This window comes from Acidiphilium acidophilum (assembly GCF_033842475.1).
Classification (GTDB): Bacteria; Pseudomonadota; Alphaproteobacteria; order Acetobacterales; family Acetobacteraceae; genus Acidiphilium; species Acidiphilium acidophilum.
Window position 1 is genome coordinate 1394085 of record NZ_JAWXYB010000018.1, and the last position, 11979, is coordinate 1406063.

The window sequence follows — 11979 nt, forward strand, 5'->3', positions numbered from 1 at the left end:
GAAAGTATTTCTTTTTTTATAAAAAAAAGAAACAAAAAAATTTTTGTTTGTTGGGCTCGTCGCTGTGAAGTTACCCGTGCCCTGGATTGGACAAAGGTTTTGCTTCTTTTTTACAAGCAAGAAGTGCCCTTCTTACCCTGAGCGCATTTATGGAATGGTCCAGCCCCGCCATCGTCCTCAGCCTCAACCCCTACGGTGAGGGCGATCAACGCGCCGTGGTGCTCACCGAAGCACATGGCGCCTGGCACGGCCTTGCGCGCGGGGGTGCCTCGCGCAAGGGTGCGGCCATCTGGCAGGAAGGCAATCTCATCGCCGCCCGCTGGGTCGCCCGCCTGCCCGAACAGCTCGGCACGCTGACCGGCGAACTGGTCCACCCCGCCGCCGCCCTGGCGATGAACGATACGCTGGCCCTCGCCGTGCTCCGGGCCGCCTGCGCGGTTGCCGCAGGGGTATTGCCAGAGCGCGAAGCCCACCCCGCCGCGTTCCTCGGCCTCGCCCGCCTGTTCGCCGGAATTGCCATTCCGGATGCCGCTTTGCCTGCACTGGTCCGCTTCGAAATCGAGTTGCTCCGCGAACTCGGCTACGGGCTCGACCTGACGGGTTGTGCCGTCACCGGCGCCACCGAAGACCTCGCCTTCGTCTCCCCGCGCACCGGTCGCGCCGTCTCGCGCGCTGCCGCAGGAATCTGGCAATCCCGCCTGCTCCCCCTGCCGTCCTTCCTGATCGCCGATGAACCGGCGAATTTTCCCGCCTGCCGTGACGGTCTGGCTTTGACCGGTCACTTCCTCGCCCGCGATGCCTTCGGTGCCCGTCACGCGCCGCTTCCCTCCGCGCGGGTCGCCCTCTATGACCTCGTGACACGACGGATAAACGGAGACACGAATGCCGGATGATCTGACCGGAACCATCCAGGACACCCCGCTCGCCACGGCCCTGTCCGAGCGCTACCTCGCCTATGCGCTCTCCACCATCATGTCCCGTTCGTTGCCGGACGTGCGGGACGGGCTGAAACCGGTTCACCGCCGCCTGATCTACGCGATGCGTCAGCTCAAGCTCGACCCCGGTTCCGGGTTTAAAAAATGCGCCCGCGTCGTGGGCGACGTGATGGGCAAGTTCCACCCGCATGGCGACATGTCGATCTATGAAGCCCTCGTGCGCCTCGCGCAGGATTTCGCGTCGCGCTACCCCCTGATCGAAGGGCAGGGGAATTTCGGCAATATCGACGGCGATAACGCCGCTGCCATGCGTTACACCGAAAGCCGCATGACCGAGATCGCCGCCGCCCTGCTCGACGGGATCGACGAGGACACGGTGGATTTCCGCCCGACCTACGACAATGAGGATTCCGAGCCCGTCGTTCTGCCCGGCGCCTTCCCCAACCTGCTCGCCAACGGCGCCGCCGGCATCGCGGTCGGGATGGCGACCTCGATTCCGCCGCATAATGCGGGCGAACTCTGCGCCGCCGCCATCCATCTGATCCGCAACCCCGCGTCCAAGGTCGCCGACCTCCTCGCTTTCGTTCAGGGCCCGGATTTTCCGACCGGCGGCGAACTGGTCGAAGACCGCGAAACCCTCCGCGTCGCCTACGAAACCGGGCGCGGCAGTCTCCGGGTCCGTGCCCGCTGGAGCAAATCCGACCTCAAGGGCGGCATGTGGCAGATCGTCGTCACAGAAATTCCCTACCAGGTCCAGAAATCCCGCCTGATCGAACAGGTCGCCGAACTCCTCGCCGAGAAAAAACTCCCCCTGCTCGCCGATATCCGGGACGAAAGCACCGAGCACGTCCGCATCGTGCTGGAACCCAAATCGCGCACCGTCGATCCCGACATGCTGATGGCCAGCCTGTTCCGTGCGACCGCGCTCGAACAGCGCTTCAGCATGAACATGAACGTGCTGGACGCCAACCGCACCCCGCGCGTCATGAATCTAGTCGAAATGCTCCAGGCGTGGCTGGATCATCGCCACGTCGTGCTCGAACGCCGCTCCCGCCATCGCCTCGCCGCCATCGCCCGCCGCCTCGAAATCCTCGATGGCTACATCAAGGCCTTCCTCAATCTCGACGAGGTCATCCGCATCATCCGTACCGAGGACGAACCCAAGCCCGTCCTGATCGCGGCCTTTGTGCTCACCGATACCCAGGCCGAAGCCATTCTCAACATGCGCCTGCGCAGCCTGCGCAAGCTTGAGGAAATGGAACTCCGCCGCGAACACAAGACCCTGTCCGCCGAACAGAAAGCCCTCAATGCCATGCTCGACGATCCGGCAAAGCGCTGGGCGCGGATCGAGGCCGAGATCGAAGCCACCGGCAAAAAATTCGGCACCGGGCCGCTCGGTGCCCGCCGCACCAGCATCGGCGTTGCTCCCAGCGTCATCGACGTCGCCGCAGAGGCGTTCATCGAACGCGAGCCGCTTACCATCATTCTCTCGGAAAAGGGTTGGGTTCGCGCACTCAAGGGCCACGCCGTCGCCGATGCCGACCTCAAGTTCAAGGAAGGCGACCGGCTGAAATTCCTGCTCCGCTGCTCCAGCGTTGATCGTGTCGCGGTCTTCGCCTCCAATGGCCGTATCTACACCATCCGCGCGGCCGACCTGCCGCGTGGCCGGGGGGACGGTCAGGCGATCCGCCTGATGATCGAACTCGGCAACGACGACGATATCGTCACGCTCTTCGTGGCCGACCCCGCCGCCCGCTACCTCGTCGCGAACACCCAGGGGCGCGGCTTCATCGTGAGCGGTGCCGAACTCGCCGCCGAAAAGCGCACCGGCAAGCAGATTCTTACCACCAAACCCGGGGAAGACGCCAAACTCTGCCTGCCACTGATGGGCGACCACCTCGCCATCATCGGGCAGAACCGCAAGCTCCTCGTCTTCCCGGTCGACCAGATTCCCGAAATGGCTCGCGGAGCCGGCGTTATTTTGCAGAAATACAAGGATGGCGGCCTTGCCGACGCCAAGGGCTTCACGCTCGCGGAGGGCCTGACCTGGAAACTCGGCGACAAAATTCGTACCGAACCCAAACTCACCGAATGGCTCGGCGCGCGCGGTCAGGCTGGTCGCCTGCCGCCGAATGGCTTTCCCCGCTCCGGCGTGTTCGGGTCGAGCGATGGCGCGGGGTGATCGGGCGCTTGATAAAGGTAAGCAAGCACTTCTTTTTGTGAACAAAAAGAAACAAAAAAACTTTTCTCCTCCGGGTCCGTGCCGTCAAAGGCGCCCATGCCCCAGATAAAGAATGTTTTTTGTTTCTTTTTTACAAAAAAGAAGCCTTCTTCTTCCCTGTTCTCATCCCCCCCAGCCGAGTCCCGCGCGGGCCTCCCCGCCCTCGCGGGACTCACTCTCAATTTCCGCGCGATTTCCCTGCTTGAAGGCATTCGCGCCGCCATTGCGGTTGCCGGCACCATGGCGCTGGGGTCCCTGCTCGGCCTGCCGCAACTCGGTCTTGCCGCGCTGGGCGCTCTGCTCGCCTGTTTTGCCGATCCGGGCGGTGCGGTGCGCGATCGTCTTCCGCCGATGCTGGTGTTCGGGGTGTTGGGTGCGATCAGCTTCTCCGGCTTCAGTCTGATCCTCGCCTACAGCCCGGTCATCGCCATCCTCGCCGCAGGCCTCGCGATCTTTGCGTGCAGTTTTGCCCGGATTTATGGTCAGGCCGGGCTCCAGACCGGCAACCTGCTCGCGGTTGCCATCGTTCTCGCGCTCGATGCCCCGCTGCCCTCGCTTCGCGCCGCCATTGCACCCGGTATCGCCTTCTGGGCGGGCGCGACGGGTGCGGCCATTCTTACGCTCGCCCTCTGGCGCATTCGTCCGTTCCATCCCGCCCGTGCGGCCCTCGCCGATCTCGCGGTCGCTTTGTCCGCTTTGGCTGGCGACCTGATCGACCTCGCCGATGATCGGGTCATCGACGAGGACGGGTTCGACCATCACGCGCGGGGGCATCGCCGGATCGTGCGCGACACGATCGAGCGCGCACGCGGCATCGCGCTTGCCACCATCCGCCGGCGTGGTGCCGCAAGCCGGCGCGCCAATGCCCTCGCACTCCGCCTCGCCACTTTCGATCAGATGTTCGGCGCGATGATCGCGGTCGGCGAAGCCATGGCGGTCGATCCCGCTCATGCCCCGACGGCGCGAAAGGCGCTCGCCGACCTCGCGCCGCTGCTCGCCACCCTGGCGCCCGCGATCGAGGCCGATCGCTCGCTCGACACGCCGCCGATCCGCGCCGCCCTGCGCGGCCTGCGCGACGACATCGCAACGATCGATCCTGCCGTTCCGATCCGCCGGCTCCTCGATATCGTGGCCGACCGGCTATCGGTTATCGTCACCGTCTCCAATGCGCCTGGCCCGGTCGCGCTCGCGGAGGGCGGCACCACCGGCTGGCGCGAAGCTGTCAGTGGCCCGATCCGCGCGAACGCGACCCTTTCCTCGGTGCCGCTGCGCCATGCCCTGCGCACCGCCATCGTCACCACGCCGGTGCTTGGCTTCGTCTTCTGGCTCGGTAACCCGTTCGGCCACTGGCTTGCCATCACTGTGATCTTCGTGCTCCAGCCGCATTTCTCGGCAACCTGGATCAGGGCGATTGAACGCGTCGGCGGCACTGCGGCGGGGGGCGTCATCGCCGCCCTGATCGGTCTGGTCTGCCACACCCGCATGGAACTCGCCTTGTCCATGATCCCGCTCACCCTCGCAGCCTTCGCGATCCGCGGGGTCAATTACAGCGCCTATGTCGCGGTTCTCACGCCGATGATCGTGCTGCTGATCGAACAGATCGAACCGGGGCTGGATCAATGGACCATCGCGGTCTCGCGTGTCGGCTTTACCCTTGCCGGCGGCCTGCTCGCGGTTGCTGCCAACCTCGTCCTGTGGCCGAGTTTCGAGGGCAACCGCCTTGGTGCCGCGCGCGATGCCGCGATCGCCGCCCATCGCGCCTATCTCGGTGCGAGTTTCGCGGCCCTGCTCGATCGCGTATCGCCGCCCGAAGCCGCCCGCCGTCAGGCTGGTCTTGCCAGCAACAACCTCGAAGCATCGATCTCGCGCGCCCTGATGGAACCGCACCGGGGGCACGATCCGCTGCTCCGCTCCGCCCTGGTGACCGATGCCGCGCTGCGCCGCACCGCCGGACGCCTCGCAATCCTCAACCTCGACAAATCGCCCCCCGAAGCCGAGCGCGCTCTGTGGTTGCGCTGGCGCGACTGGCTGGACGCCGCGTTCGACCCTGCGCGCGGTCCTGCTTTGCCCACACCCGGCGATGTCGCCACCCCATCAGCCGCCGAAAGCCTGCGCCGTCTGGCGCGTCAGGCCGAACTGGTGTTCGATGCCGCCCGCCTGGAGATTTCCGATGCCCGAACCCGAACCCAAGACTGAACCAAAACCCAATCAACTGGTCCGTATCGTCGAAGCTTTGCTGTTCGGCGGCCGCTGGCTGCTCGCGCCGCTCTACCTCGCCATGCTGGTGCTGCTGGCCCTGCTGGTGGTCCGCTTCGTGATCGAACTGATCCACGCCGCGCCCGAACTGCCGACCATGACCGAAACCAAGGTCATCATGACGACGCTCTCGCTGATCGACCTCTCGCTCACCGCCAATCTCGTCGTCCTGGTCATTCTTACCGGGTACGAAAATTTCGTCGCCCGCATCGTCCTCGCCGCCGGGGACCGCCGCCCGGAATGGATGGGCAATATCGATTTCGGCGGATTGAAACTCAAGCTGATGGGCTCGATCACCGCGATCGCCGCGGTCCACGTCCTGCGCGTGTTTCTCGAAATCCGCGATGAACCCGACCGTGTGGTGATGTTCCAAGGCGGCCTGATGATCGCCTTCGTCGTCACCGGCCTGCTCCTCGCGTTGACCGACCGCATCGCCGGTCACGGCTGATCGAGCAGCGCCTCGACGAACCGGGTGAACAGCGCGGGATCGGCGTGATACACGGCGGGTTCGGTCTCGCTCACCCCTTCGGTCAGATACGCGATCCGCTGCCCCCGCAAAGCCGCGATCGCCGATTGGTCCGGTGCAGGAAACCTGATCATCCCGACCCGCGCGCCCGCCTGTGCGAACAGCGCATTATGCATCCCCGATCCTGCCTGCCCGATGATGACCCGTGCCTGTCCGAACAGCCCGACCTGTGCCGCGAAATCCAACTGCTCCGGGCGCACCATCCGGAACCCGAACCGCGCGCACGCGATCTCCGCAAGTGCCGCCTCGTTGGCCAGATGCCGTTGCGGTGCCGCCGGATTACTGAAATCGCCGCGTGCGACGAACAAACGCTCCGGCGTTCCATCCGCCACCACTCCGACCCGTGAGGCGAAGCCGTCGATCAACCCGGACGTCACCGGATGATATCCTGCCGACCGGGTCAGCAGGGGCAGCACCACCGCCCGCTCCAGCGCCAGCTGTTCCACCGCTGAATCGAACCAGATTGCCCGTTCCGGATCGATATCACAATGATCCTGCAAAATCCGGATCAGCCACGGCGCCATCTGCCGGTCGAGCACCGGCGGTATCCGCTCGAACAGGGCCGGGAACCGCGCCGCGAGCAGCAGCTTCGGCAGCATTTCGATCAGGAAATGCCCATAGACCCGCACGCCCCAGCCGTGAAATACCAGCCCGGTTCGCGCCTCGCGTCGCACCGGCAGCGCTGCCAGCCGTTCGCGTGTGGCCGAACCATCCCGATCGATTTCGGGCCGCACGTAAACCGGCAGAAACTCGTTATCATCGAGCAAATGCTCGTCCGACCAGATCAACCCCGGCCCGTTGAGCCGTACCGGCATCGGCCCATGCGCCGCCAGATCGAACGCCTCGGGCTGCGCCGCTTCGGCATGAAAGCGCACCCAGTGCTCCGAAACCAGCGCCGGCGAGTCGATCGCGAGCCGGGGCAGGGGCTTCGGTGTCGCCGCCGCCGCCAGCCGCACACGCGGCGCACCCCCGGGCAGAACGCCGGAGATGCAGCCACCCCGCGTGTTAATGCTCGTAATGATCCGCGACGAGCCGGTCGAGCAACCGCACCCCGAACCCGGTCGCGCCCTTGGGCGCCACGGCGCCGTCCTTGCCCGCCCAGGCCATGCCCGCGATATCCAGATGCGCCCAGGGCACCTTGTTGACGAAGCGCTGCAGGAACTGCGCCGCGGTGATCGAGCCGCCGGCCCGACCGCCGCCGATATTCTTCATATCCGCGATATCACAATCGATCATCTTGTCATAAGCCTCGCCCAGCGGCATCCGCCACAAGCCTTCGCCGGTCGCCTTCGCGGCATCGAGCAGGTTCTGCGCCAGAGCCTCGTCGTTCGCGAACAGGCCCGCGTTCTCGTTACCGAGTGCCACGATGATCGCCCCGGTCAACGTCGCGAGATCGACCATGAAGCGCGGCTTGAACCGATCCTGCGCGTACCAGAGCACGTCCGCCAGCACGAGCCGTCCTTCGGCGTCGGTATTCAGCACCTCGATCGTCTGTCCCGATGCGGATTTCACCACATCTCCCGGCCGTTGCGCGGTGCCGGACGGCATGTTCTCGACCAGCCCGACCAGCCCGATCGCATCCACCTTCGCCTTGCGCCCGGCCAGAGCCGCCATCAGCCCGATCACGGTGCCGGCGCCGGCCATGTCCCATTTCATGTCCTCCATGCCGCTCGCCGGCTTGATCGAAATCCCGCCGGTATCGAACGTGACGCCCTTGCCGACGAACACGATCGGGTCTTTCGGCGCGATCTTGCCCTTCTTGGCCTTGCTGGTCCCCTCCGGATCGGATGCGCCGAGCCAGCTCATGACCACCATGCGCGGTTCGCAGTCGCTGCCCATGGCAACCCCGAGCAGCGCGCCGAATCCGAGCTTTTCCATATCCCGCCGGTCGAAGATCTCGACCTTGACGCCGAGTGTCCGCAGCGCCTTGGTCCGGTCCGCCATTTCCGCGGGAAACAGCACGTTCGCCGGCTCCGAAACCAGATCGCGGGTGAGTTCCACACCGGCGGCCAGTGCCGCGAGCGGCTGATACGCCGTCCCCGTCGCCGCTTCGTCACCGGCCAAAATCCGCAGCTTCGCCAGTTTAGGCTTCTGCTCCTCCTTCATCGTCGTGCGATATTTATCGAACCGATACCGCCGCAGCCGCGCCCCCAGCGCAACGTGGGCAAGCATTGTGGCGCTCAAACCATCCGCGCCGATCGCCGCCGCCTCGTCGCGCATCAGCGCCGCCACCGCCTTCGCGCCGGCGATCTCGGCCTGATGGGCGGTCATTTCCGTGGACTTGCCCAACCCCACCAGCACGACCCGATCGAGCCCGGCCCCCGGTGCCAGCAGCGTCGCACTCTGGCCTCGCTTGCTCTTGAACGCAGCCGCCGCCATCGCCCGGCCCAATCCGCCGTCCAGCGCCGCATCGAGTGCGGCGGCCAGGCCGGTCAATCCCCCATCCTCACCGAGCAGCAGGGCTAAGGCGCCGGATTTCGGCAGCTCCGCACGGGTAAAAGCGATATCGATCATGCTGATGCGTTCCATTCCTGAGCAGTCGTTGCAATCGTGGATCGCATCATGCAACCCAATTTGCGGATTTCCAACCCCGGCGATAAGCACGCCGCATGAACGAACCCGCATTGCTCGAACTCGCCGCCTCCCTCGCCGAAGCCGCCGGGCGGGAGATTCTCGCCGTCCGCGCCGCCGGCTTCACCATCGACAGCAAATCCGACGATTCCCCGGTCACCCGCGCCGATATGAACGCCGAACGCATCATCCTCGCCGGGCTGCGCGAAGCCACGCCCGACATTCCGGTGATCGCGGAGGAAGAGGTTGCCGCTGGCCGCCTGACCGATCCCGGACCCCGCTTCTGGCTGGTCGATCCGTTGGACGGCACCCGCGAATTCGCTGCCGGACGCGATGAATTCGCTGTCTGCGTCGGCCTGGTCGTCGAGGGCCGCGTCCGCCTCGGCGCGGTCGGCGCTCCCGCCCAATCCACCATCTATGGCGGCATCGTCGGCCAGGGTGCCTGGCGCCAGACCGCTGCCGGCCGTGAACCGATCGCCGCCCGCCGCCCGCCCGCCGAAGGCATCACCGTCTACGCCTCGCGCCACTATGCGGACGACCCGAAACTCGCCGAATACCTCGCCCGCTACAAAATCGCCCACCTGACCAATATCGGCTCGGCCCTCAAATTCTGCCGCCTTGCCGAAGGTGTCGCCGATTTCTACCCCCGCCTCGGCCGAACCATGGAATGGGACACCGCCGCCCCGCAGGCACTGCTCGAAGCCGCAGGCGGGCGCGTCGTCACCATGGACGACCGGCCGATGACCTACGGCAAGCACGGTTTTGAAAATCCCCATTTCCTCTGCTTTGGACGCGACTGATCCGGACGATTTTTGCCCGCTTGTATAGACATGTCTTTTCAATTGACATGACCGGAAATTTTGGGTCTTCATAACGCTTCGAATAGCAAGGACCCGTCCCATGCTCGAACGTCGCGCCATCGAGTTCATTCCCGAAAGCGAACGGCACGGCAAGCCCGCCTCGCTGTTCACCCTCTGGTTCTCCGCCAATATGCAGATGACGACGGTGGCGACCGGCCTCGTGGCCGGGTCCCTCGGTCTCGGGTTGGTCTCCGGCCTCGCCGCGATTATTCTCGGCAACGTCATCGGCGGCATCTTCATGGCCTACCACGCCGCGCAGGGCCCGAAACTCGGCATTCCGCAAATGATCCAGTCGCGCGCCCAGTTCGGCGTCATCGGCGCCAACCTGCCGGTCGTGCTCGTCATCATCCTCTATGTCGGCTTCTTCACCCTCAGCGCGGTATTGGGTGGCGAGGCCGCCGCGCACCTGTTCGGCGTGCCGCAAGCCATCGGCATCGTCATCACCGATGCCGCGACCTTCCTGCTGCTGATCTTCGGCTACGATCTGATCCACCGCTACGAGCGGATCATGGCACTGGTGTTTCTGATCGTCTTCGCGATCGTCACGATCGTTCTGCTGCGCACCTACATCGCAGCACCGCTCGCTCCCGCCAAACCCGCCCCGCTTGCCATGATCGTGCTCGGCATCTCGATCTATGCGACATGGCAGATCACCTACGCCCCCTACGTTGCCGATTATTCCCGTTACCTGCCAGCCAACACCTCGTTCCTTCGCAGTTCCGCCTACACCTACGCAGGTTCCGTGATCGCCTCGATCTGGATGATGGCGCTCGGCCTGCTCGCCGGATTGATCGCGAGCAAGGCCGCCAATGCCGATACCACCGGCTATTTCGCGTCCCTGCTCGGTGCCTCCTGGACCTGGCTGATGCTGCTGGTGATCCTGTTGGGCATCATCGGTGCCAACGTGCTCAACCTGTACGGCACCGCCATGTCGGTCGCGACCGTCCTGACCTCCGGCGGCGATACCGGCTTCACCCGCACCATTCTGGCCCAGGGAATGGCATTGCGCGTCGCGGTCGGTGCCGCTGCCGCCGTCATCGGCAGCGCCCTGGCGATCGGTGCCGGCGGCAATTTCGTCGGCGCCATGACCAATTTCCTGCTTCTGCTGCTCTACGTCTTCGTGCCCTGGACCGCGATCAACCTGACCGATTTCTATCTCGTCCGCCGCGCCCGCTACGACATCAAGGCGATCTACGACCCGCGCGGCATCTACGGTGCGATCAACTGGAAGACCATGGCGGTCTACGCCATCGGCATTCTGGTCGAAATCCCGTTCATGAACGCCGATCTCTACGAGGGGCCGATCGCCAAGGCGCTCGGCGGGGCCGACATCTCCTGGATCGTCGGCCTGATCGTCCCCTCGGTTCTCTACATTCTGGTCAACCGCCGCATCACGGTTCAGGCCGTCGCCAGATAATCGATCGCGGCATCCACCCCGCCGCGCGCATGCGGCACATGCGCCAGCCGCAGCGACATCTCGACCACGCCGAGTGTGCCCAGAATCATCGGCTCGTTCAGATCGCCCATATGCCCGATCCGAAACAGCTTGCCGCCCAACGGCTCCAACCCGCCGCCGAGCGAGACATTGAACCGGTCATAGGCGATCGCCCGCACCGCCTCGGCGTCGTGACCGTCGGGCATCTTGACCGCCGTCACCGAATCCGAGCGGCGCTTGGGATCGGCGCAATAGAAACTCACCCCCTCGTTGCCGCTCCAGATCGAAACCGCCCGTCGCGTCGCCTCTGCCAGCCGGTGATGCCGGTGCCACACGGCCTCGATCCCCTCGGCCTCGATCAACCGCACCGATTCCCGCAGCCCGTAGAAGGGTGAAACCGGCACGGTGCCGACGAAACTCCGGTGCCGCCGCGCCATCATCTTGGTCCAGTCGAAATAGAACCGCGTGATCGTCGCCCGTTTGTGCGCCTCCAGCGCCTTCGCGCTAACGGCGGTGAATGCCAGCCCGGCGGGCAGCATCAGCCCCTTCTGGCTGCCGCCCACCACACCATCGATCCCCCACTCCTTCATCCGGAACTCGAACGAGCCGAACGAGGAAATCGTGTCGACGAGAAACAGCGCCGGATGCCCCGCCGCGTCGATCGCCTCGCGGATCGTCTTCAGATCGAGCGCCACCCCGGTCGATGTCTCGTTGTGAACGATGCACACCGCCTTGATCTCGTGCCCCTTATCCGCCACCAGCCGCTCGGTGATCCGCGCCGCCTCCGGCCCGCGCCGCCAATCGGTCTCCGGCATCTCGACCTCGATCCCGTATTGCCGCGCCATCGCCCCCCAGGTCCGCGAAAAATAGCCGGCTTCCGGCATCAATATCCGGTCCCCCGGCGAAAACAGGTTCTGCAGCGTCGCTTCCCACGCCCCATGCCCGCTGGACGTGTAGACGAACACCTCGCCCTCGGTGAACAACAGCCGCTTCAGCCCGGCCACCGCCTCATCATAGACTTCGAGGAAATCGCTCCCCATGAAATCCACCGTCGCCCGGTCCATCGCCCGCAGCACGCTGTCGGGAATATTGGTCGGGCCGGGATTGGCAAAAAACAGGCGTCCCGGCTTGCGGGCTGACGTGGTGCTCATGGCTTCGCTCTCCTGATCGGTCGT

The 11979-nt window shown here is 65.1% G+C and carries 10 protein-coding genes; 6 read left to right on the plus strand and 4 right to left on the minus strand.

What is annotated here, in order from left to right; genetic code table 11:
• The first annotated feature begins 149 nt into the window (after window positions 1–149).
• On the plus strand, window positions 150–893 hold the full coding sequence (gene recO, locus SIL87_RS09305) for a DNA repair protein RecO (RefSeq protein ID WP_319613897.1): 744 nt from the start codon (window positions 150–152) through the stop codon (window positions 891–893).
• A complete protein-coding gene (gene parC, locus SIL87_RS09310; RefSeq protein ID WP_319613898.1) occupies window positions 883–3117 on the plus strand; it encodes a DNA topoisomerase IV subunit A in 2235 nt (744 codons plus the stop codon). The genes recO and parC overlap by 11 nt, the downstream gene beginning before the upstream one ends.
• Here the strand turns inward: parC and SIL87_RS09315 are convergent.
• Entirely contained in the window at window positions 3045–3398 is a 354-nt protein-coding gene (locus SIL87_RS09315) for a hypothetical protein (RefSeq protein ID WP_319613899.1), read from the minus strand. The genes parC and SIL87_RS09315 overlap by 73 nt on opposite strands.
• On the opposite strand from SIL87_RS09315, the gene SIL87_RS09320 reads away from it, so the two are divergent.
• A complete protein-coding gene (locus SIL87_RS09320) occupies window positions 3397–5352 on the plus strand; it encodes an FUSC family protein (RefSeq protein WP_319613900.1) in 1956 nt (651 codons plus the stop codon). The genes SIL87_RS09315 and SIL87_RS09320 overlap by 2 nt on opposite strands.
• Window positions 5327–5860, plus strand: a complete 534-nt coding sequence (locus SIL87_RS09325; RefSeq protein ID WP_319613901.1) for a TIGR00645 family protein — start codon at window positions 5327–5329, stop codon at window positions 5858–5860. The genes SIL87_RS09320 and SIL87_RS09325 overlap by 26 nt, the downstream gene beginning before the upstream one ends.
• On the opposite strand, the gene SIL87_RS09330 is transcribed toward SIL87_RS09325, so the two are convergent.
• Both SIL87_RS09330 and SIL87_RS09335 read right to left on the minus strand, forming a co-directional pair.
• A complete protein-coding gene (locus SIL87_RS09330) occupies window positions 5851–6894 on the minus strand; it encodes a glycosyltransferase family 61 protein (RefSeq protein ID WP_319613902.1) in 1044 nt (347 codons plus the stop codon). The two genes, SIL87_RS09325 and SIL87_RS09330, sit on opposite strands and share 10 nt — an antisense overlap.
• Window positions 6895–6943: 49 nt before the next feature.
• Window positions 6944–8452, minus strand: a complete 1509-nt coding sequence (locus tag SIL87_RS09335) for a leucyl aminopeptidase (protein WP_319613903.1) — start codon at window positions 8450–8452, stop codon at window positions 6944–6946.
• Window positions 8453–8547: 95 nt separating this feature from the next.
• Here SIL87_RS09335 and cysQ point away from each other — a divergent pair, with 95 nt between their 5' ends.
• Both cysQ and SIL87_RS09345 read left to right on the plus strand, forming a co-directional pair.
• Entirely contained in the window at window positions 8548–9309 is a 762-nt protein-coding gene (gene cysQ, locus SIL87_RS09340) for a 3'(2'),5'-bisphosphate nucleotidase CysQ (RefSeq protein WP_319613904.1), read from the plus strand.
• 100 nt (window positions 9310–9409) lie between these two features.
• Window positions 9410–10786 (plus strand): purine-cytosine permease family protein, encoded by a 1377-nt coding sequence (locus tag SIL87_RS09345; protein WP_319613905.1) that lies wholly within the window; start codon window positions 9410–9412, stop codon window positions 10784–10786.
• Here SIL87_RS09345 and SIL87_RS09350 read toward each other — a convergent pair.
• Entirely contained in the window at window positions 10768–11955 is a 1188-nt protein-coding gene (locus SIL87_RS09350) for a pyridoxal-phosphate-dependent aminotransferase family protein (protein ID WP_319613906.1), read from the minus strand. The genes SIL87_RS09345 and SIL87_RS09350 overlap by 19 nt on opposite strands.
• Between the last annotated feature and the right edge of the window lie 24 nt (window positions 11956–11979).

What these genes read in the sequence shown, in the direction of transcription:
- recO (WP_319613897.1), top strand. Translation starts at nt 150, where the DNA reads ATGGAATGGTCCAGCCCCGCCATCGTCCTCAGCCTCAACCCCTACGGT.
- SIL87_RS09350 (WP_319613906.1), bottom strand. Translation starts at nt 11,955, where the DNA reads ATGAGCACCACGTCAGCCCGCAAGCCGGGACGCCTGTTTTTTGCCAAT.
- cysQ (WP_319613904.1), top strand. Translation starts at nt 8,548, where the DNA reads ATGAACGAACCCGCATTGCTCGAACTCGCCGCCTCCCTCGCCGAAGCC.
- parC (WP_319613898.1), top strand. Translation starts at nt 883, where the DNA reads ATGCCGGATGATCTGACCGGAACCATCCAGGACACCCCGCTCGCCACG.
- SIL87_RS09320 (WP_319613900.1), top strand. Translation starts at nt 3,397, where the DNA reads ATGGCGCTGGGGTCCCTGCTCGGCCTGCCGCAACTCGGTCTTGCCGCG.
- SIL87_RS09325 (WP_319613901.1), top strand. Translation starts at nt 5,327, where the DNA reads ATGCCCGAACCCGAACCCAAGACTGAACCAAAACCCAATCAACTGGTC.
- SIL87_RS09345 (WP_319613905.1), top strand. Translation starts at nt 9,410, where the DNA reads ATGCTCGAACGTCGCGCCATCGAGTTCATTCCCGAAAGCGAACGGCAC.
- SIL87_RS09315 (WP_319613899.1), bottom strand. Translation starts at nt 3,398, where the DNA reads ATGGTGCCGGCAACCGCAATGGCGGCGCGAATGCCTTCAAGCAGGGAA.
- SIL87_RS09335 (WP_319613903.1), bottom strand. Translation starts at nt 8,452, where the DNA reads ATGATCGATATCGCTTTTACCCGTGCGGAGCTGCCGAAATCCGGCGCC.